Genomic DNA, 20,063 nt, shown 5'->3' on the forward strand with positions numbered 1-20,063 from the left:
CCCCGCTCAGGGTGCGCGGCGGAAGCGGGCCAGCAGGCCGAACGGGTACGGCAACGGCCGGTCGCTCGCCGCGGTCAGCGCGGCCAGGTGTTCGTCGTCGAGCGGGGTGCCGGCGGCCGCCAGGCCGTCCTCGAGCTGGTCGGGCGTGCGGGGGCCGAGGATCGGCGCCGTCACGCCGGGCTGCTGCATCAGCCACCGCAGGGCCACCTGCGCGGCGCTGCGGCCGGTCCGCTCGGCCACGTCCCGCACGGCGTCGAGGACCGCCCAGGTGCGCTCGTTCGCGTACGTGCCCCACGCCTCCGGCCAGCCGCCCGCGTCCGGGTCGACGTCGGCGCGGCTGCCGGGCGGGGCGGCGGCCTGCTCGCGGCGGTACCGGCCGGAGAGCCAGCCGCCGCGCAGCGGGCTCCACGGTATGACGCCGAGCCCTTCCTCGCGGCACACCGGTAGCAGGTCCCACTCGGCCTCGCGGTCGAGCAGGTTGTACAGCGGCTGCAGGCACGCGAACGGCTCCCAGCCGCGCAGGCGGGACAGGTCGACCGACTTCTGCAGCTGCCAGCCGGCGTAGTTGCTGGCGCCGACGAAGCGCACCTTTCCCGCGCGGACAAGACCGTCCAGCGTGGACAGCGTCTCCTCCAGCGGCGTGGCGTCGTCGAAGACGTGGATCTGGTACAGGTCGATGTAGTCGGTGCCCAGCCGCCGCAGGCTCGCCTCGACGGCGCTGATCAGGTGCTTGCGGCCCGCCCCGGCGTCGTTGGGCGCGGGGCCCATCGTGCCGTACGCCTTCGTCGCGACGACAAGGTCGTCCCGCCGCCGCCGGCGCAGCCACCGCCCGACGATCTCCTCGGAGGCGCCCGTGCCGTACACGTCGGCGGTGTCCACAAAGGATCCGCCGGCCTCCGTGAAACGGTCGAGCATCCGGTGCGCCGTCTCCTCGTCGGTGGTGCCGCCGAACGACATCGTGCCGAGGCAGAGCTCGCTGACCCGCAGGCCGGTGCGGCCCAGAAATCGTGTGTCCACCCGCCGCACGGTACGAGTTCGAGTGCGCTCCAACGCAAGCGTCCGGTGAAACCGGAACGAAGGGGCGGCGGGTCGGCGGCGCTACGCTCACCGCGAAATCGGGGCCGGGCGGCTCCGGGGCGCACGTATGGTGATCGGATGGCGGACGTGGCGCACCTCGGACCGGACGGGCATCGGCGGCACCAGCCGCTGCTGCGCACGCTCGTCGGCGACGTGCTGCGGCGGCGGCGGGTCGCGCAGCGGCGCACGCTCGCCGACGTGGCGCGGGCCGCGCGTGTCTCCGTGCCGTACCTGTCGGAGGTGGAGCGCGGCCGCAAGGAGGCCAGCTCCGAGGTGCTCGCCGCCGTGTGCGAGGCGCTGGAGCTCGATCTCGCCGACTTCCTCACCCAGGTGCGGCTCCACCTGGTGACCCAGACGGCGCCGGTGCTGCGGCCGCGCCAGGCCCCGATGCCGCCCCGCCTGCGCCGCCCCGGCGACGCCATGCTCCTCGCCGCCTGAGCCTTCCCGCGGACCCCGCCGCGCGGGGTGGGCACGGTCCGAGCGCCGGCGAGCGCGCCCGGTCGCGGGCAGGCCGGTCGGGGTCAGTGGAAGCGGGCTCGCAGGCGCAGCGCGGCGAACATCGACAGCGGCATCGCCGTGAACAGCACCACCACCGCGACCGGCGTGACCACGGCGACGTGCGCCACGTGCCCGAGCTGGGCGCCGACGACGGACACCGCGAGGAGGGCGGGTGGCGCGGCGAGCAGCGCGGGCGGCTGCGCGCCGCGCGTTAGCCACACCACTGTGGACAGTGTGCCGGCCTGCAGCACGGCGAGCGCGCTGCCGGCGACGAGAAACGGCTGCCCGTCGGTGGGCGCCCACGGCAGCCCGGCGCGCGCGGCGGCGTGCATGGCGAAGCCGGCGTACGTCGCCCAGCCGATCGCGGCCGGTACCGCCGAGACGAGCACGAACAGGTCGACGACCGAGGTGACGGCCGGCTCCCCGTCGCGGGGGCGCCCGCGGCCGCCGTCCCAGTAGGACAGTCCGGAGAGGGCGACGACCGCGTAGCCGGCCAGGATGAAGGCGGTCGCGGTGGGGTACCAGTTCGCCGGGTCCGAACGGTCCGGACCCGGGGGCTGCGGCGCCGGTACCCACGGATCGAGGGCGACGGCCACGACGGTGACCAGGATGCCGGCGGCGAGCAGCGCGGCGGTGGCCAGCATGCCCCGCGCGAGCCGTGCCCGCCCGCGGCCGGCGAGCGGCGCCTGGGCCAGGGTGCCGAGCACGACGGCCGCGAAATACCAGGCCAGCACGCCCCGCGTCGGCCCGCGCAGGCGGCCGGCCAGCAGGTCGGTCGCGCCGGTCACCCACACCGCGACGGCGATCGCCGCCACCGCGCAGCCGCCGCCCACCGCCCAGCGGAGCCGGGTGCCGGGGCCAGCGGTCACGACCATCACCCTACGCCCGCCGGGCGGGCACGACCGTGACAGCGCGGGCCCCCGTCCGGCCCCGGCTCACGCGGTCCGCCGGTCAGTGGCGGACGTCGACCACCAGGCGGGTGGGGTTGGTCAGCAGCATGACGCGGAAGGCGGTGCGCCGGTCGGTGTCGACGAAGACGGAGACCGTGCCGTTGTCGTACGCCACGATGGACGCGCCGCGCAGGCGGGTCAGCCGGATCGGCACCTGGCGCGGGCCGGCGATCTGGGCCGGCGCGGTGGTCATGCCGGTGAGGCCGATGTGGAGGCGGGTCGGCGTGGGCACGGTGTACGCGACGCTCATCAGCGGGAAGCGGGCCGTGCGCAGGTCGAGCACGAGGCGGTCGTAGCCGGGGTGGGCGCCGCTGCGCACGCCCGCGATCGAGACGAGGTCGGCGCCACCGCCGCCGCGGAAGGTCGCCGTGCCGAATGGCTGGGTGGGCTGGTGCGCCACGTCGACGGCGATGCGCGGCGGGTCGGACAGGCGCAGCACCCGGAAGCCCACCCGGTCTGCCAGGCCCAGGCCGGCCAGGACGCGCCCCTCGAACGCGCCGCCGAACCGCACCTGCCGCAGCGTGGGCAGGCCGGGGTTGCGGACCGTGCGCATGTCCAGCGTGGTGGTGGGCACGCCGGCGAACGTGACGCGCAGGTCGGCCGGCCCGGTCAGCGGGATCGGGTCACCGGTGCCGATGCCGACCAGCGGGGCGTACTCGACGCGGTAGGCCGGCGTACCGCCGGTGAAGTCGAACACCACCCGGTCGTACCGGTCGTGCCGCCCGTACCGGACGCCGGTGAGCACCGGTCTGTCAGGCGGTGCCGTGGCCGTGCCGGCGACGGGCGCGGTCCGGGTGGGCGCGGGAAGGTCGGCGGTGCCGGCCGCGGCGCCGGTGGCGGCGAGGACGGGCGCGGCGAGGACGGCCACCGCGAGCGGGTACCTGATCCACTTGTTCCACATGGTTTTCCTCCGTGGGGTGTTGGTGGGAGGCAGACGCCGCGGGCCGCCCGGCGGTTTACCGCCGGCGTGCGGCACCATGGTGGGTATGGATCAACCGACCTTCGTGTACGACGGTGACTGCGCCTTCTGCACCTCGTGCGCGAAGTTCGCGCAGCGCCGCGTCCCGTCGCCGGCGCGGATCGTGCCGTGGCAGTTTTCCGACCTGGACGCGCTGGGGCTGACCGCCGCGCAGTGCGAGGAGGCGGTGCAGTGGGTCGACCCGCGCACCGGCGTCACCGCCGCCGGGCCGGACGCGATCGCCCTGCTGCTCGGCTCCAGCCGCCCGTGGTGGCGGTTCGCCGGCGCCGCCCTTCGCGTACGCCCGGTCCGCGCCCTGGCCTGGCCCGCGTACCGCTGGGTGGCCCGCAACCGCCACCGCATGCCCGGCGGCACGGCGGCGTGCGCCGTCCCGCGCTCGGCACCGGAGAGTCGATCAGGGAGTTGATGGGCGTGCCGTCAGACGAAGTCCCTGATCAACCGCTGAGGGGAGCGGTGGTGGCCCGGTCGGCGCGGCGGGAGCGGAGCCACTCGATCGGGCGGACCTTTTCCAGCGGCAGAAACGACGTCATCGCGATCAGATGCGGGGCGAAAGAGATGGTGATCGCCGCGTAGGTGAACAGGTGGAACGCGTAGAAGAAAGCGATTCCCGCGTACCGCCAGCGCCCGCGCAGCACGAAAATGAGCGGGCTGAGCAGCTCGAACGCGACGATTCCCACCTGCGCCGCGATCAGCAGGTACGGCACCTGGGCGATGAGGTCGGCGAAGTCGGTGCCCCGCCGGATGATCGCGCGGGCCAGCACCGAGCTCCACAGCCAGTCGACGCCGCCGAAACGGAGCTTGGCGAACGCGGCCAGGAAGTACGTGCACACCACCGCGATCTGGGTGACCCGCAGCGCCCACCCGCCGGCCTCGGTGGGCGTGGCGTCGCCGTGCCGGGCCCGCCCCACCGTGGGGAGCACCGCGAGGGCCACCAGGAAGCCGAACCGGTCGTGGTCCACCTTCCCGTAGCTCATCGCGATGACCATCCACTCGAAGTAGAGCGCGAACACCGTCCAGCCCAGCGCCCGCGGCGCGCGCCCGGTCGCGGCGGCCAGGCTCACGACGACCAGGACCCAGAAGATGGCGTGTACCAGCAGGGGAGTGGGCGTGGGCAGCGGCAGCAGGCGGCCGACGAGCAGCGGCTGGTACAGGTCGCCGGGCACGTCGGCGTGCGTGCGCACCCACGGCGTGACCACGGTGAGGTCGGCGACGACGAAGAGGTACACCAGGGTGCGGAAGGCGGCGACCCGGCCGCGCGGCACCGGCGCGAACAGCCACCGCTTCACGGCTTCCACGTGGCCACCGTCTCGTCGGCGTGGGTGCGGGTGGGGCGGCTGTCCCGCACGCCCTCGTACCGGATGACGATGCGCACCTCGACAAGCCGCGGTGCGGAGGGGTTGCGGGCCGCGTACGCCTCGGCGACCTGGCGCAGGCGCGACGGGTCCGCCTCGTACGCCGCCATCTGCCCCTCGATCTCGGCCCGCCGGATGCCGGTGCTCCGCTCGGTCAACGACACGACGGCGCCGGTGGTGTCGACGCCTTCCACCCGCGTGTCGGGGGCGGGCTCGTCGGAGCCGGGCGCCGTGGAGTACATCCGGAAGGGGCCGAACGGGAAGTCGTCGTCGACGCCCCAGAACGTGCCGAGCAGCAGCAGCGCCCCGGCGGCCACCGTGGCCAGCAGGCGCGCCGCCCGGCCCCCGGTCGTCAGCGTGTCCACAGCACGGTGACGATACCGGATGGAGATCACGCAGCGTTGCCGGGCCTTTCAGCGTGCAATACGTAAATCCAGTGAGAGATATCGATTCCCGCAAAGGTTGTCGATTGTCACATTTCTGCAACGCCCATGGCTATTGACCGGGGACCCGGCGGACCGGGACCATCGTGACATGCGGTCTGTTGGGGATACACGTGTGCCTTCTTCGGTTATATTCGTCCTACCTTACGGGTGGGTCACTCCCTCTTCGGAAACCGTTTGACGGGTGGAAATGTCGCCGGAAATTCCTCCGGCCGCACCCCTACAAAAACTCGAGTTTCCTGGGGATTCGTCTCGCGTACTAACTCCCGGCTCAATTCTCGTGCCGGCCGCGGGCGATATCCGATCGTTGAGGAGGACCCATGTCGGTCGTCGCCACATCCACGCGCACCGGCTGGCACATGTCGCAGCCAACAGGACCGGGCCGGGCACCGACCGGCCGCCGCCCGGCCGGCGGCTCGCCCACACTGACGGTGACGTTCTCGATCCCGCTCGCCAGCGACGACGGGCTTACCCCACAGGCTTTCCGCCTCCTCGAGGTGGCACGCGAGCTCGTCGAGCGCGGTGAGGGCACGGTCAGCCTCTCGCCGGCCCCGGCCGACCCGGCGCCGGCGGAGGGCGGCGACGAGGCGGCGGGCCGCGCCCCGGCCACGACAGGTGAGTGCACGCTGCGCGTCCTGGCCGCCTCGCGCACGGTGCTGCTCGGTGAGGAGACGCTGCGGCTGACCCGCCTCGAGTTCGACCTGCTGCTCTTCCTGGCCGAAAACCCGCGCCGCGTGTTCAGCCGCCTGCAGCTGCTGACCGGCGTGTGGGGCTACGAGCACGCCGGCGCCCGCACCGTCGACGTGCACATCCGCCGCCTCCGCTCCAAGATCGGCATGCACGTGCCGCTGGTGACGACGGTGTACGGGGTGGGTTACCGCCTCGCCGACGACGCCAGTGTCGTGGTGGAGCGCGACGCCTGAGGCAGGCTGGCGGGATGCGCGTGCGTCCCATCGCCCCGGAGCTGCTCGTCGAGGAGCTGGCCGACCGGCTCGCCGCCGACCGCCCCGGACAGTGGCTCCGGGTCGCGGTCGACGGGCCGCCACCGGCCGGCACCGACGCCCTCGCCGCGGCGCTCGTCGACCCGCTCCGGGCCCGCGGGCGCTCCGCCGTCCACGTCCCGGCCGCCGGCTTCCTGCGGCCGGCGTCGCTGCGCCTGGAGTACGGGCGGGACAACCCCGACGCCTTCTACATGGGCTGGCTCGACGAGGCGGGGCTGCGCCGCGAGGTCCTCGACCCGCTCGCGCCCGGCGGCACGGGCCGGGTGCTGCCGAGCCTGTGGGACCCGGTGACGGACCGGGCCACCCGCGCGCCGTACCGGACCGTCCCGCCCGGCGCGGTGGTGCTCGTCAGCGGCGCGCTGCTGCTCGGCGGCGGCCTGCCGTTCGACCTGGCCCTGCACCTCGTGCTGTCGCCCGCCGCGCTGGACCGCCGCATGCCGGCCGACCTGCGGTGGACGCTGCCCGCCTACGCGCGGTACGCGGACGAGGTCGACCCGGCCGCCTTCGCCGACGTGGTCGTGCGCGTGGACGACCCGCGGCATCCCGCCCTGGTGCAGCCGTGACGCTCCGGCATCGGGCACGGCCGGCGCGCGGAGCGGGCGCGAGCGGCACGGCTCTGGTGCAGACTGGGGCGTATGGGTGAGATCAAGGTCGGCACGGCATCGTGGACGGACCCCACCCTGCTCGAGTCGGGGTGGTACCCGGCGACCGCCGACACGCCGGAGAAGCGGCTGGGCTTCTACGCCGAGCGGTACCCGCTGGTCGAGGTCGACGCCACGTACTACTCGCCGCCGGCCGAGCAGACCGCCGGGCTGTGGGCGCAGCGCACCCCGCCCGGCTTCACGTTCAACATCAAGGCGTTCAGCCTGCTGACCGGCCACCCGACCAAGGTGTCGGCGATCTACAAGGACCTGCGGCCGGAGACCGAGAAGAAGAGCATCTACCCGGGCGACCTCGACCCGGCCGCGTACGAGCAGGTGTGGGAACGGTTCCTGTCCGCGCTCCAGCCGCTCGTCGACGCGGGCAAGCTCGGCGCGCTGCTGTTCCAGTTTCCGCCGTGGTTCACGATCCGCCGCTCCAACAAGCAGTACCTGCTGGAGGTGCAGCGCCGGGTGCGGCCCCTGCGCGCCGTGTACGAGTTCCGGCACTCGTCGTGGTTCGACGGCGGAAACGTCGACGAGACGCTGGAGTTTCTGCGCAAGCACAAGCTGCCGTACGTGTCGGTCGACATGCCGCAGGGACACAAGTCGTCGGTGCCGCCGGTACTGGCCGCGACGGCCGACCTCGCTGTCGTGCGTTTCCACGGGCACAGCGAGAAGTGGACGAGCAAGGACATCCACGAGAAGTTCGGTTACCTGTACAGCGACCGTGAGCTGAAAGAGTGGGCGCCGAAACTGAAGAAGCTGGCCACCGAGACCGAGCAGATGCATGTCCTGACCAACAACTGCTACCGCGACTACGCCCAGCGAAACGCGAGCCAGCTCATCGACCTGCTCTCGTGAGCCCTTTCCCCGGAGTCCGGGTGACGGGCAGGTCGCGGTCGCGGGCCAGCGCGGCGAACGCGGCGGCGTCGGCCACGGCCGCGCAGCCCGGGTCGTTGTTGAAGTACACGTACGTGTCGACGCCGAGGTCGAGGCGGTCCAGCCACGAGCGCAGCGCCGCCCGCCCGTAGTGCGGCCATGGGTGGGCGCGCCCCTCGTGCATGCGCAGGTAGCCGAAGTCGGCGGTGCGCCACAGCGGGGTGACCGGGCGGCCCTTGCGGTCGGCCCAGCACAGCGCCGCGTTGTGTCCCTTGAGGACGGACTCAATCTCGCCCGTCCACCACGAACGGTGGCGCGGCTCGACCGCCACCCGCACCTCGCGCGGGAACAGCGCCAGCGTCTCGTCGAGGGCCGCCGGGTCGGCGCGCAGCGTGGGCGGCAGCTGCAGCAGCACCGGCCCGAGGCGGTCGCCGAGCGCGGTGGCCCGCTCGACGAACCGGGCGACCGGCTCGGCGGGCTCGCGCAGGCGCTTGATGTGGGTCAGGTAGCGGCTGACCTTCACGGCCACGCAGAAGTCGTCGGGCGTGCGGGCCCGCCACTGCGCGAACGTGTCCCGCTCCGGCAGCCGGTAGAACGCGTTGTTGACCTCGACGGTGGCGAAGTGCGCGGCGTAGTGCTCCAGCCAGCGCCGCTGCGGCAACCCTTCCGGGTAGAAGGGGCCGCGCCAGTCCCGGTACTGCCAGCCGGACGTGCCCACGAGGATCATCGCCCCAAGTTCCCCGCCACGCACCCGGAGTAACCCGCCGCGCCGCGCGGTTGCGGCTCAAAGATCCAACCGAAACGGTGCGTCCTCCGGCCACCCGCCGCGGCCAGTCGCACGGGCTTGGACAACCAGTCCGGGCCGCGGTGCGGCCCGGCCGCGGTTGCGGTCCGAGCCCAGGGGCTCTGGCTTGCGCCCCTACAGGGCCAAGCCACACCACGATCCCCGCGCACCGGAAGCCGTCACCGCACCCGGGCGGGGATCACGGACGAGCCTTCGTCCGGTCGCCGCGCCGCAGTAGCGGCGGTCCATCGCACCGTCCGCGGTCGGCGAGCTCACCCAAGGGCCGCTCCCGCAGATCTTGGCAAGTTAGCGTCGAAATAGCGCGCTAACTCACCAAGATTTCGACGCTCACACCGCCTGCACCTGATCGACAGTCACCGACAGCGACGACGGTGCCGAACTGCGGGCGGACGCGAGCACCTGCGCGCGACCGGTCCTGCGCGAACGTCCACGACCACTGCAAGCGCTTGCCCACCGCGGAGGGTGAGGCCGCGGGAGCGACGGTCCGGACCACGACGGGCGTCGCGGCAGCTCGCGTCTTCTGGAATGTGAACCTCTAGTGGAGGGTGACCTCCGTGGTCAGCTGGCGGTCGAAGCCGGCCTCGCGCTCGGGCCCGGTGAGGCGGAGGGCGACCGTGTGTGCGACGTCCGCGCTGGAGCGGGCGATGCGCAGCTCCAGGGCGCCGGGCTCGACGATCCGCTTGCCGGCGCGGCCGGTGAAGGCGGACAGGTCGGCGTGCACCCGGAAGTCGACGCGGCGGGACTGGCCGGGGGCGAGCGCCACCCGCGCGTACCCGATCAGGCGGATCACCGGCCGGGTGACCTGCGCGATCGGGTCGTGGAGGTAGAGCTGGACCACGTCGGCGCCGGGTCGGTCGCCGATGTTGTGCACCGTCACCGAGACGGTGACCGCGCCGTCGGTCGGCACCTCGAAGGGCTGGTCGGGGTCGGGCACGGCGCCGTCGACGCGGACGCCGTCCCACGCGAACGCGGTGTACGACAGGCCGTGGCCGAACGGGTACAGCGGCGTCGGGTCGACCGAGGTGACCGCGCTGGCGTGGGCCAGCGTGGCGCCGAGGTAGGTGGCCGGGCCGCCGACGGGGCGGTGGGGGACGCTGACCGGGAGCCGGCCGGAGGGGCAGACGCGGCCGGACAGGACGCCGGCGACCGCGGGGGCGCCCTCCTCGCCGGGGAAGAACGCCTGCACGACGGCGGCGAGGCGGTCGGCGAAGGCGCCCAGCGCGTACGGCCGGCCGCTCAGCAGCACCGCGACGACCGGCTTGCCGGTGCCGAGCAGCGCCTCCAGCAGTGCCGGCTGCACGCCGGGCAGGTCGAGGCTCTCCGCGTCGCAGCCCTCGCCGGACGTGGCGCTGCCCTGGAAGACGCCGGCCCGGTCGCCGAGCACGGCGACCACCACGTCGGCGGCCTCCGCGGCGGCCAGCGCGGCGGCGAAGCCCGCGGTGTCGGAGCCGGTCACCTCGCAGCCGGGCACGTGCGTGACGGTGGCGTCGGGCAGCTCGGCCCGCAGCGCCTCCAGCGGGGTCGGCACCGCCGGGTTGGCGGGCAGCTCGGGGTGGTGGATGCCGACGTGCGCGGGGAACGTGTAGCAGCCGAGCATGCCGGCCGTCTCGCCGGCGAGCGGTCCGACCAGCGCGATCCGCGCGGAGGGGGCGAGGGGGAGTGCGCCGCCGTCGTTGGCGAGCAGGATCACCGACTCCTCGGCGATCTCGCGGGCGAGCGCGCGGGCGGCCGGCGGGTCGAGGTCGATCAGGCCGTCGACCGGGGCGGAGTCGTCGGCGCCCAGCTCCGCCGGGTACGGGCTCCAGTCCAGGTCGAGCAGGCCGAGCTCGATCTTCTGGCGCAGCACGCGGGCGGCGGCGCGGTCGACGAGGGACTCCGGGACGGCGCCTTCGCGCACCGCTTCGACGAAGTCGGGGCCGAAGCACCGTACCGCCGGAAGCTCGACGTCGACGCCGGCGGCGAGCGCGATGGCCGCGGCCTCGACCTGCCCCTCGGCCAGGCCGTGGTGCATCTCCAGGAACGACACGCCGAAGTAGTCGGCGACGACGGTGCCGGTGAAGCCCCACTCGCCGCGCAGCAGGTCGGTCAGCAGCGCGGGGTTGGCCGCGGCGGGGATGCCGTCGATCTCGGTGTACGCGTGCATGACCGAGCGGGCGCCACCGTCACGGACCGCCATCTCGAACGGCAGCAGCAGCACGTCGGCCAGCTCGCGCGGGCCCATGTGCACGGGTCCGAAGTTGCGGCCGGCGCGAGATGCGGAGTAACCGACGAAGTGCTTGAGCGTGGCGACGACGCCGGCCGACTCCAGGCCCCGCACGTAGCCGGTGGCGAGGGTGGCGACAAGGTACGGGTCCTCGCCGATCGTCTCCTCGGTGCGGCCCCACCGCGCGTCCCGCGTCACGTCGAGCACCGGCGCGAGGCCCTGGTGCAGGCCGAGGCGGCGCATGTCGGCGCCGATGCGCGCGGCCATCCGCTCGACCAGCGCGGGGTCGAAGGTGGCACCCCAGGCCAGCGGCGTCGGGTAGACGGTCGCGCCCCAGGTCATCACGCCGGACAGGCACTCCTCGTGGGCGACGGCCGGGATCCCGAACCGGCCGGCGGCCACGAGCTCGCCCTGCATGCGGGCCAGCGCCCGGGCGCCGAGGGCCGGGTCGACCGGTGCGGTGCCGAAGGGGCGGGTCAGCTGTCCGAGGCCGGTGCGGATCAGGTTTGCCCAGTCGAGCGAGTCGTCGACAAGCTCGTGCTGCTGCGGCGCCATGTCGTCGACCGTGGCGTTGGCCCCGATCCAGGCGCTGTACAGCTGGGCGATCTTCTCCTCGAGCGTCAGCCGGCCAAGCAGGTCGGCGACCCGCTTCTCCGGCGGGAGGCTCGGGTCCTGCCAGGGCTCGGGGATGGTCACCGCGTCCGGCGCCGCGGCACGCTCACTCATGGAAGAGTGTCTCCTGTCGTTCGCATCACAGTTGTTTCGGGCATGTTCCGGTATCCGCCTGCGCCTCCGATGCCGGGCTTCCGGGCTGCTCGGAACTTATTCCGAGATGTTTCCGGAACATCTATCGGGCGTCCAGCGGTCTAGGTTGCCTTACGGTAACGCTTGCATCCGCCTAGCGATAGGGCTTGACCGGTAGTTCACGTCGTCGTAGCGTGCGCCACATCACCTTGAATTATCGGGCCAGCGCCGAAAACTTCCGGGCACTAAACAGGCGCCGGCTCCGTGACGGCCTACGGACCACCACGGCCGGAGCGAGCGGTTACGCTCCGGCCCACCCGAAGGGATGGACATGACGACCCCCACATACTTCAACCGCAGATCGGTGCTGGGCCTCGCCGGCCTGGGCGCCGGTGCGGCGCTGCTCGGCGGCTGTGGTGACGACGGGTCCGGCGACTCCGGCGGCGACGGCGGGTCGGCGAGCATCGACTGGTGGCACATCTCCAACGTCGACCCGATGCTGACCACTTGGGCCAACCTGGCCAAGGACTTCCAGACCGCCAACGCGGGCGTGGAAATCAAGATCACCCCGTTGGAAAACGAGGCATTCAAGGCGAAGCTGACCACCGTCACCCAGGCGGGCACCCCGCCGGACATCTTCCACTCGTGGGGCGGCGGCGTGCTCAAGCAGCAGGTCGAGGCCGGCCTCGTCAAGGAGATCGACCTCGGCGACACGGCGTCCAGCATCAACAAGAACGGCCTGGACATCTACAAGGTCGACGGCAAGCAGTACGGTGTGCCGTTCGACCTCGGCATGGTGGGCTTCTGGTACAACAAGGAGCTCTTCGAGAAGGCCAAGATCACGGCACCGCCGGCGACCTGGGGCGAGTTCCTCGACGCGGTCGGCAAGCTGAAGTCGGCCGGTGTCACCCCGATCGCGCTCGCCGGCTCGGAGAGCTGGACCGCCCACTTCTACTGGGCGTACCTGGCGATCCGCATCGCCGGCGTCGACGGCCTCGCCGCGGCCGCCGCGGACGGCTCGTTCGACCAGCCCGACTTCGTGGCGGCGGGTGCCCGGTTCAAGGAGCTCATCGACCTCGACCCGTTCCAGCGGGGCTTCCTCGGCGCGAAGTACTCGGCGACCGACGGCCAGGCCGCGATCATGGGTAACGGCCAGGCGGCGATCGAGCTGATGGGGCAGTGGGCACCGACCACGGAGAAGGCCTACTCCAGCAACAAGCAGGGCATCGGCGACAAGCTCGGCTTCTTCGCCTTCCCCTCGGTCGACGGCGGCAAGGGCTCGGTGGAGGACGCGTTCGGTGGCGGCAACGGCTTCGCGCTCGGCAAGGACGCCCCGCCGCAGGCGACCGAGTTCCTCAAGTTCCTGCTGAAGGCGGACAGCCAGCGCAAGGGCGCGGAGAGCGACTCGATCCTCCCGGTGACCGCGGGCGCCGAGGACGCGCTCAAGGACGCCAACCTCAAGGCGGTGCACGCGGCGATCGCCAAGGCGCCCAAGTTCCAGCTGTACCTTGACCAGGCGTACCCGCCCGCGGTCGGTACGCAGGTCAACGACAGTGTCGCCGAGCTGGTCGCCAAGAAGGCCACGCCGGAGAAGGTCGCGCAGGACATCGCCAAGGTCGCGAAGAACCAGTAGGTGCATGAAAACGACGACGCAGGGGCCGGAAGGACGCTTTCCGGCCCCCTCCTCCCACCGAACCCCCACCCGTAACGGTGGCCGCTCGGGGCTCCACCCCGAGCAGCTCAAGCCGCGGGTGGAGGGTTCGCTGCGCCGGCGGCGGCGACTCGACAAACTGACGATCGCGCTGTTCCTCGCTCCGGCGATGGCGTTGTTCATCGTGCTGGTGGTCGGCCCGATCGCGCTGGCGATGTACACGAGCCTGTTCAAGTGGAACGGCTTCGGCGGCCTGCCGGAAAACTTCGTCGGCCTGGACAACTTCCGGCGCCTGCTCGAGGACGAGGTGTTCCTCGGCGACCTCAAGCGCGGCCTGATCCTGGTCCTGCTCTCGGTCGTCGTGCAGCTGCCGGTCGCCCTCGGCCTCGCGCTGCTGCTCAACCAGCCGATGCGTGGGCGGGCGTTCTACCGGCTGGTCTTCTTCGCGCCGTACGTCCTCTCCGAGGTCATCACGGCCGTCCTCTTCACCATGATCTTCTCGCCCAACCAGGGCCTGATCGACCAGTCGCTGTCCGCGCTCGGGCTGGAGAGCCTGCAGCAGGAGTGGCTGGCCGACACGTCGACGGTGCTGTACGCGCTGTTCTTCGTGATCAGCTGGAAGTACTTCGGCCTGCACATGATCCTGTACCTCGCGGGTCGGCAGAGCATCCCGAAGGAGCTGAACGAGGCGGCGCTGACCGACGGCGCGGGCACGTGGCAGGTGTTCCGGCACGTCACGCTCCCGCTGCTCGGTCCCACGATCCGGATCAGCATCTTCCTGTCGATCATCGGAGCCATCCAGCTCTTCGACATGGTGTGGGTGCTCACCGGCGGTGGCCCGATCCACTCGTCTGAGACGATGGCCGTCACGATGTTCCAGTACGGCTTCCGCCGCTCCGAGGTCGGGTACGCCAGTGCGATCAGCGTCGCGATGTTCCTCATCAGCCTCGTGTTCGCGCTGCTCTACCAGCGGTTCGTCATGCGCCGGGACATCGAGGGCGCCATCACCACGATGAGGGAAAAGCGATGAGCACGCGCAAGGACACGAAGGTGCGCCACTTCTGGCTGCACCTGATCGCGATCATCGTCGGCGCGGGGATCATCGTGCCGGTCGCGTTCGGCGTGCTCGGCGGCTTCAAGGACAACGGGCAGCTCGTCACCAACCCGTTCGGCCTGCCCAGCCCGTGGGTGCCGGAAAACTACACCGCCATCCTGGGCTCGAGCGGGTTCTGGCGGCCGCTGTTCAACAGCACGGTCATCGCGCTGGCGACGGTGGTGCTGCTGGTCGTGGTGGCGTCGATGGCGGCGTACGTCTTCGCCCGCTTCAACTTCCGCGGCCGCGAGGGTCTCTACACGCTCTTCGCCGCGGGCCTGATGTTCCCGTTCGCGGTGGCGATCCTGCCGCTGTTCGTGCTGCTGCGCGAGCTGAGCCTGCTCAACAGCCCGCTCGGCGTGATCCTGCCGCAGGTGGCCTTCGGCCTGCCGATGACCATCATCATCCTGCGGTCGTTCTTCCGCACCATCCCCGGTGAGGTCGAGGAGGCAGCCATCCTGGACGGCTGCACCCCGTTCGGCTTCTTCTGGCGCATCCTGATGCCGATGGCCCGCCCTGCGCTCGCCACGGTGTCGGTGCTGGCGATCGTGGCCAGCTGGAACAACTTCATGCTGCCGCTCGTCGTGTTCACCGACCCGAGCTGGTGGACGCTGCCGGTGGGCGTGCAGCAGTTCCAGGGCCAGTACGCGGACGACACCGCCCGCGTCCTCGCCTACGTGGTGCTCGCGATGCTCCCCGCCCTCGGCTTCTACGCCGTCGCCGAGCGCCAGCTCGTCGGTGGCCTCGCCTCCGGCGCGACCAAGGGCTGAGACCCCGCGTCCTGCCCGCCGCGCACGAGGGGCGGCGGGCAGGAGCTTGTCCGCTTTCCTTCGGCGCAGACGCGTTCAGACCCAGATTCCGAGCTACCGCGATGCCCGTCGCGGTCCGGACCGTTGCTCCCGCGGCCTCACCGTCCGCGGTAGGCCAGCTCACCCCAGGGCCTGCGGCCGGCCACCGAGCGTGCCGTGACGCCGGTGGTGCTCGCGCGCGGCGAGCCGGTCGGCGGCCCGGAGGCCACGCCGGTCGAGTCGCGCACGCCGGGCGCTCGGGTGGTGCGGTGAGCAACAGCCGGCACGATCTGCCACCCGGTGACCCGCTAGCCCGCGCGAGCGGGCCGTGGCCGCCCTCCCTCCGGCGCGCCTGCTCTCGGTGACCCGCCCGCGCGAGCTTGTCCCCGGCGGCGCGGGTGGGGCGGGTTGAGCTGGCGCACCGCGAAGGGTGAGGCCGCGGGAGCGACGGTCCGGACCACCGCGGACGTCGCGGTAGCCCGGATCTGTTGTGGTCGGATCTTTGAAGACCGCTTGCCCGGACGGCGCGCTAGAGGTCGTCGCCGTCCGGCTCGTAGGCGAGCCAGTCGAAGCGGACCGTGCCCGCCGTCGCGTACATGCCGATCACGCGGCCGGTGAAGCCGCCCGCCACCTGGGTGGACAGGTAGCGGCCGTCGAGCTCGTCGAGGACCACGAACCGGCCGGTCGGTGTCTCGTAGCCGAGGCGCACTACGTCCGGCTCCTGCCGCGGGTGGTCGGGGCTGGGGCCGGACGGCTGGGTCTCGACGCGCAGCACGACCGGGCCGTCCGGGACGGGGCGGGCGGCGCGCCAGTGTTCGAGCGCGCCCACCCGGGCGCGTACGCCGATCTCGCCGCCGCCGGCCTCGACCTCGTAGTGGTGCTGCTCGTCCAGGCGTACCGCCAGGCCGCCGCGACCCTCGGCGGCGTCGACGAGCGCGCGGACCCGGCAGGCGTGGTGCTGCTGCCGGCGGCCGATGAACGACACCGACGGGTCGTCCAGCGAGCCGTCCTGCGCGTGCAGCGTGAGCCAGCCGGGGCGGTCCTTGAGCGACCAGGCGTGCGCCGGGCGGGCGCGCACGGAGATCCAGCACGGGCGCAGGTCGGCGCCGTCGAAGTCGTCGCGGGCCGGCGGTACCGGCACCGGCTGCGGCGGGAGGCCGCCGGTCATGGTGGTGCGCACCTCGCCGACGACCGGCCAGCCGTCGACCCAGGTGACCGGGGCGAGGAAGGTCTCCCGGCCGAGCACGTGCCAGCCGGGCGGGCCGCCGCGCGGGCGGGTGCCGAGGAAGACGAGCCACCACGAGCCGTCCGCGGCCTGTACCAGGTCGCCGTGCCCGGTGTTCTGCACAGGGTGGTCGGTGCTGCGGTGGCTGAGGATCGGGTTGTCCGGGCACGGCTCGAACGGCCCGTCCGGCGCCGGGCCGCGGGCCACCGAGATGCCGTGGCCGGCGTCCGTGCCGCCTTCGGCGATCATCAGGTACCAGGTGCCGTCGACCTCGTAGAGGTGTGGCGCCTCGGGCCACTGCGCGCCCGGCGTGCCCGACCAGATCCGGCGGGGCGTGCCGAGCGCGGCGCCGGTGGTGAGGTCGACCCGGACCTGCCGGATGCCGGCGAACGTGCACCAGGCGGTGCCGTCCGCGGCCCAGGCCAGGTCCGGGTCGATCCCGACGTCCGGCAACCACACCGGGTCGGACCACGGGCCGGCCGGGTCGGTGCTGGTCACGACCATCGTGCCGGCGTGCGGCACGACCGAGGTGATCAGGTGGAACCGGCCGTCGTGGTACCGGAGCGTGGGTGCGTACACGCCGCCGGAGGAGGGTGTGCTCGGCGGCAGGTCGAGCTGGGTGGTGCGGTCCAGCGCGTTGCCGATCTGTTCCCAGTGGACGAGGTCCTGGCTGCGGAAGACCGGCACGCCGGGGAAGTACTCGAAGCTGGAGCAGGCGAGGTAGTAATGCCCCCGACCCGGCAGATGCTCGGGTCGGGGTGCATTCCGGGGATCACGGGGTTGGCGAAGGTGCCGATCGGATCCTCCCGTCCGGTGCGTCACGCGGCATCCCGTGGGGTGGATGCCTCTTCGCTAGTCTGGCCTCCCGGCTATCAGCCGGCCAGGGCCAGGGTCTGGCTTACCGCCTGGTAGGCCGGCTTCTGCCCGAAGTTCTCGTCCAGCAGGTTGGCCGCGCCCTCGCCCTCGAAGACACCCGGTACCCATGAGTACTTGTCGGTGAACCCCAGACGGTGAACGACACGCACCGCTTGGCCAGCAGGCAGGCGCGCAGCAGGATGCTGTAACCGTTGGCCTGGGCGTGGAGCTTGGTGTTGTCGGTCGGCATGATCATGCGGACGTCGACCTCGGTGAACGACGTCTCTAGGCCGAGCGCCTCGAAGCGCTGCACGTTGGCCAGCGCGCGGCCGTCGAAGCCGTACTGCACGCCGAGGTGGCCCTGCATGCCGAAGCCGTGGATCGGCACCCGGTCCGCCTTCAGCTGCTTGACCAGCGCGTAGTACGCGTCGGCCTTCGCGTTGAGGCCTTCCACGTTGTAGTCGTTGATGTACAGCTTGGCCTTCGGGTCGGCCTGGTGCGCCCACCGGAAGACGTCGGCGATGTAGCCGGGGCCGAGCTTCTGCAGCCAGATCGTGTTTCGGAGCTGGGCGTTGTCGTCGATCACCTCGTTGGCGACGTCCCACTGGTAGATCTTGCCGCGGAAGTGGCCCGCGACGGTGAAGATGTGCTGCCTGAGCAGCTGGCGCAGCTCGGCCGAGTCGATGTCGCCGGAGGCGACGCCGTCGGTGAGCCAGGTCGGGAGCTGGTTGTGCCAGAGCAGGGTGTGCCCGCGCACGCTCTGCCCGTTGGCCTTCGCGAACGCGACGAGCTCGTCGGCGGGACCGAAGTTGAGCGTGCCCCGGGTCGGCTCGAGCTCCGACCACTTCATGACGTTTTCCGCGGTCACGCTGTTGAACTCGGAGGCCACGTGCTGCTTGTACGTGGCGTCGTTGGCGAGCGCGCCCATGTCGACGGCCGTGCCGATCTTCATGCCGGTGCGCTTGGCGAGCTCCCGGAGGGTCTTGCTGTCGGCGGCACTCTGCTGCGCGGTGAGTGCGGCGGCACCTGGCACGGACCCCGGGACGGCGGCGACCTTGCCAGCGGGCGCGGCCGGTGCGCCCGTCGCGTTGAGGGAGACGAGGACGGCCGCGGCCACGGCGGCGCCGGCGACCACGCGAGTCACCTTCATAGATATCCCTTTCGGAGTAAGCTTCCGGAACACTTCCGTAACTTGTTCGGAACGCTATGCGCGTCGATGCGGGTCGTCAAGCCCTGGAAGTGCGGCAAGATAGGCGGCGGAAGCCCGTCGGAGGGTCGAGTTCGGCTCGGAAGTGTTTCGGTCGTAGGCTGACCTCCTTAAGACGAAGGAGCGGAACGTGACGGTCGACGAGGGGCGCAGGATCACCATCACGGCGATCGCGCGCGAAGCCGGCGTGTCGGTGCCGACCGTCTCGCGCGTGCTCAACGGGCGGTCAGACGTGGCACCGCAGACCCGGGAGCGGGTGGAGGAGCTGCTGCGGCGGCACGGGTACCGGCGACGGGCGGCCCGCCCGAGGGTCAGTGCGAGCCTGATCGACCTGGTCTTCAACGACCTGGACAGCCCGTGGGCGGTGGAAATCATCCGAGGTGTGGAGGACGTGGCGCACGCCGCCGGCGTCGGCACCGTGGTCTCCGCCATCCACCGGCGCACCGCGTCCACCCGGCAGTGGCTGCAGAACCTGCGTACGCGCGCGACGGACGGCGTGGTGCTGGTCGCCAGCGACCTCGCCCCGCCGGTGCACGCCGAGCTGCGCCGGCTCAACGTGCCGATGGTGCTCGTCGACCCGGCCGGCGTGCCCACACTGGACATCCCCACGATCGGCGCCACCAACTGGACCGGCGGCCTGCGCGCCACCGAGCACCTGCTCTCGCTCGGGCACGAGCGGATCGGCTTCATCGCCGGCAACCCGCAGATGCTGTGCAGCCGGGCCCGCCTCGACGGGTACCGGGCGGCGCTGGAGGCGGCCGGCGTGCCGATGCACGACGAGCTCATCCAGCCCGGCGACTTCTACCACGAGTCCGGCCTGGAGGGCACCAAGGCGCTGCTCTCGCTCGACAACCCGCCGACCGCCATCTTCGCCTCCAGCGACCAGATGGCGTTCGGGGCCTACGAGGCGGTGCGGCAGCGGGGCCTGCGGGTGCCCGACGACGTGAGCGTGGTGGGCTTCGACGACCTGCCCGAGGCGCGCTGGTCCTCGCCGCCGCTGACCACGATCCGGCAGCCGCTGGCCGAGATGGGACTGCTCGCCGCGCGCACCGTGCTCCGGCTGGCCCAGGGCGAGGCGGTGGAGACCCCGCGGGTCGAGCTGGCGACCGACCTGGTGGTCCGGGACAGCACCAAGGCCCGCTGACAAGAGCGGAAATTTTCGACGGCCGGCGCCCTCTGGCGCCGGCCGTCTTGTCTCGATAAGCTCGCACCGATTTCCGGGACATTACCGGAACCTCATTGACTGGTGATGGTCGGCAATCGATACTTGGGAACGCTTCCATTGATCGTGGTAAGCGAGGAGGGCACCCCCACCATGGCTCGGACGCTCCCCGCCCGTCCCGGCGGGCGCACCTGGCGTGCCGCACGTGCCGCCACCCGCGCGGTGGCGCCGGCGGCGTTCAGCGTCGACGGGACCGCGTTCGCGGTGGGCTGAGCCCGCATTGACCGGGCACAGCGCGGCAGACTGCCCAGCTGCCGCGCTGTGCCCCTTTCTTGTTCGGGCCCTTCTCGCTCGCCCCTCTTCTTGTTCGGGCCTCTTCTTGTTCGGGCCCTGCCTGTTCGGGCCCTGCTTGTTCCGGCACGGTCACCCCATGTCGTATTTGTCCTGCGTAAAAGGTGCGAAAGCCCATACGTTAGAAGGGCGTGTGGCCGGGTACTTCGGGGCCCGGCA

General features: G+C 72.1%; 17 protein-coding genes and 1 pseudogene. 9 read left to right on the plus strand and 9 right to left on the minus strand.

Features of this window, described 5'->3' with window-relative positions; translation table 11 throughout:
* Nucleotides 1–6: 6 nt before the first annotated feature.
* A complete protein-coding gene (locus Phou_RS40660) occupies nt 7–1,017 on the minus strand; it encodes an aldo/keto reductase (protein WP_173067901.1) in 1,011 nt (336 codons plus the stop codon).
* Between the two features lie 138 nt (nt 1,018–1,155).
* On the opposite strand from Phou_RS40660, the gene Phou_RS40665 reads away from it, so the two are divergent.
* Nucleotides 1,156–1,515: a helix-turn-helix domain-containing protein gene (locus Phou_RS40665; protein WP_173067904.1), complete on the plus strand. Its 360-nt coding sequence runs from the start codon at nt 1,156–1,158 to the stop codon at nt 1,513–1,515.
* Between the two features lie 83 nt (nt 1,516–1,598).
* Here Phou_RS40665 and Phou_RS40670 read toward each other — a convergent pair whose 3' ends face one another.
* Together Phou_RS40670 and Phou_RS40675 are read right to left on the minus strand one after the other, a co-directional pair.
* Nucleotides 1,599–2,444 carry a hypothetical protein gene (locus Phou_RS40670; RefSeq protein WP_173067907.1) on the minus strand — a complete coding sequence of 282 codons (846 nt, stop codon included), beginning with the start codon at nt 2,442–2,444 and terminating at the stop codon, nt 1,599–1,601.
* A gap of 82 nt (nt 2,445–2,526) precedes the next feature.
* Nucleotides 2,527–3,426, minus strand: a complete 900-nt coding sequence (locus Phou_RS40675) for an AMIN-like domain-containing (lipo)protein (RefSeq protein WP_173067910.1) — start codon at nt 3,424–3,426, stop codon at nt 2,527–2,529.
* Between the two features lie 85 nt (nt 3,427–3,511).
* Between Phou_RS40675 and Phou_RS40680 the strand changes: the two genes are divergently transcribed.
* Nucleotides 3,512–3,910, plus strand: a complete 399-nt coding sequence (locus tag Phou_RS40680; protein WP_173067913.1) for a thiol-disulfide oxidoreductase DCC family protein — start codon at nt 3,512–3,514, stop codon at nt 3,908–3,910.
* A 28-nt stretch (nt 3,911–3,938) separates the two neighbouring features.
* On the opposite strand, the gene Phou_RS40685 is transcribed toward Phou_RS40680, so the two are convergent.
* Nucleotides 3,939–4,799, minus strand: a complete 861-nt coding sequence (locus Phou_RS40685; protein ID WP_173067916.1) for an MFS transporter permease — start codon at nt 4,797–4,799, stop codon at nt 3,939–3,941.
* Nucleotides 4,787–5,221: a hypothetical protein gene (locus tag Phou_RS40690; protein ID WP_173067919.1), complete on the minus strand. Its 435-nt coding sequence runs from the start codon at nt 5,219–5,221 to the stop codon at nt 4,787–4,789. The genes Phou_RS40685 and Phou_RS40690 overlap by 13 nt, the downstream gene beginning before the upstream one ends.
* A 398-nt stretch (nt 5,222–5,619) precedes the next feature.
* On the opposite strand from Phou_RS40690, the gene Phou_RS40695 reads away from it, so the two are divergent.
* The 3 genes from Phou_RS40695 (at nt 5,620) to Phou_RS40705 (ending at nt 7,802) form a co-directional block, all read left to right on the plus strand.
* The gene (locus tag Phou_RS40695) at nt 5,620–6,222 is read left to right on the plus strand and encodes a winged helix-turn-helix domain-containing protein (RefSeq protein WP_173067922.1); all 603 of its coding nucleotides are present in this window, start codon (nt 5,620–5,622) and stop codon (nt 6,220–6,222) included.
* 14 nt (nt 6,223–6,236) lie between these two features.
* The gene (locus tag Phou_RS40700) at nt 6,237–6,863 is read left to right on the plus strand and encodes a nucleoside/nucleotide kinase family protein (RefSeq protein ID WP_173067925.1); all 627 of its coding nucleotides are present in this window, start codon (nt 6,237–6,239) and stop codon (nt 6,861–6,863) included.
* A gap of 72 nt (nt 6,864–6,935) precedes the next feature.
* Entirely contained in the window at nt 6,936–7,802 is an 867-nt protein-coding gene (locus Phou_RS40705) for a DUF72 domain-containing protein (RefSeq protein WP_173067928.1), read from the plus strand.
* Here the strand turns inward: Phou_RS40705 and Phou_RS40710 are convergent.
* Nucleotides 7,783–8,547, minus strand: coding sequence for a DUF72 domain-containing protein (locus tag Phou_RS40710; protein WP_173067931.1), 765 nt, complete (start codon nt 8,545–8,547; stop codon nt 7,783–7,785). The genes Phou_RS40705 and Phou_RS40710 overlap by 20 nt on opposite strands.
* A 613-nt stretch (nt 8,548–9,160) precedes the next feature.
* Nucleotides 9,161–11,554 carry a beta-xylosidase/alpha-l-arabinosidase gene (locus tag Phou_RS40715; RefSeq protein ID WP_173067934.1) on the minus strand — a complete coding sequence of 798 codons (2,394 nt, stop codon included), beginning with the start codon at nt 11,552–11,554 and terminating at the stop codon, nt 9,161–9,163.
* Between the two features lie 349 nt (nt 11,555–11,903).
* Here Phou_RS40715 and Phou_RS40720 point away from each other — a divergent pair, with 349 nt between their 5' ends.
* From Phou_RS40720 to Phou_RS40730, 3 genes are read left to right on the plus strand one after another with little or no spacing between them, the layout of a single operon-like run.
* Nucleotides 11,904–13,205 (plus strand): extracellular solute-binding protein, encoded by a 1,302-nt coding sequence (locus Phou_RS40720; RefSeq protein WP_173067937.1) that lies wholly within the window; start codon nt 11,904–11,906, stop codon nt 13,203–13,205.
* 4 nt (nt 13,206–13,209) lie between these two features.
* Entirely contained in the window at nt 13,210–14,253 is a 1,044-nt protein-coding gene (locus Phou_RS40725; RefSeq protein WP_173067940.1) for a carbohydrate ABC transporter permease, read from the plus strand.
* The gene (locus Phou_RS40730) at nt 14,250–15,086 is read left to right on the plus strand and encodes a carbohydrate ABC transporter permease (RefSeq protein WP_173067943.1); all 837 of its coding nucleotides are present in this window, start codon (nt 14,250–14,252) and stop codon (nt 15,084–15,086) included. The genes Phou_RS40725 and Phou_RS40730 overlap by 4 nt, the downstream gene beginning before the upstream one ends.
* A gap of 547 nt (nt 15,087–15,633) precedes the next feature.
* On the opposite strand, the gene Phou_RS40735 is transcribed toward Phou_RS40730, so the two are convergent.
* Nucleotides 15,634–17,016, minus strand: a complete 1,383-nt coding sequence (locus Phou_RS40735) for a glycoside hydrolase family 43 protein (protein WP_246274298.1) — start codon at nt 17,014–17,016, stop codon at nt 15,634–15,636.
* A 185-nt stretch (nt 17,017–17,201) separates the two neighbouring features.
* A pseudogene (locus Phou_RS40740) lies at nt 17,202–18,334 on the minus strand (endo-1,4-beta-xylanase).
* A gap of 187 nt (nt 18,335–18,521) precedes the next feature.
* On the opposite strand from Phou_RS40740, the gene Phou_RS40745 reads away from it, so the two are divergent.
* On the plus strand, nt 18,522–19,535 hold the full coding sequence (locus tag Phou_RS40745; RefSeq protein ID WP_173067946.1) for a LacI family DNA-binding transcriptional regulator: 1,014 nt from the start codon (nt 18,522–18,524) through the stop codon (nt 19,533–19,535).
* Nucleotides 19,536–20,063: the final 528 nt, after the last annotated feature.

It is taken from the genome of Phytohabitans houttuyneae, assembly GCF_011764425.1.
Taxonomy (GTDB): domain Bacteria; phylum Actinomycetota; class Actinomycetes; order Mycobacteriales; family Micromonosporaceae; genus Phytohabitans; species Phytohabitans houttuyneae.